Genomic DNA, 272 nt, shown 5'->3' on the forward strand with positions numbered 1-272 from the left:
GGTCTATTCGCCCGCCGACATGACCAAGCCGGCCGAGATCGCCGGGATGATCGCGCTCGGCGAGAAGTCGTTCGGCTCGGTCGACATCCTCGTCAACAATGCCGGCATCCAGTTCGTCTCGCCGATCGAGGAATTCCCGCCGGAGAAGTGGGACCAGATCATCGCGATCAACCTGTCCTCGGCCTTCCATGCCATTCGCGCGGCCGTCCCGGGCATGAAGAAGAAGGGCTGGGGCCGCATCATCAACACCGCGTCGGCGCACTCGCTGGTCG

Annotated in this window: 1 protein-coding gene; it reads left to right on the plus strand. The window is 64.3% G+C overall.

The genetic code is table 11. The features are described 5' to 3' along the window. On the plus strand, window positions 1-272 hold a 272-nt coding region (locus tag C1X29_RS29915), incomplete at both ends, for an SDR family NAD(P)-dependent oxidoreductase (protein ID WP_146023308.1).

Origin of the sequence: Pseudomonas sp. GW456-12-10-14-LB2, assembly GCF_002884345.1 — a bacterium.
GTDB classification, from domain to species: domain Bacteria; phylum Pseudomonadota; class Gammaproteobacteria; order Pseudomonadales; family Pseudomonadaceae; genus Aquipseudomonas; species Aquipseudomonas paraglycinae.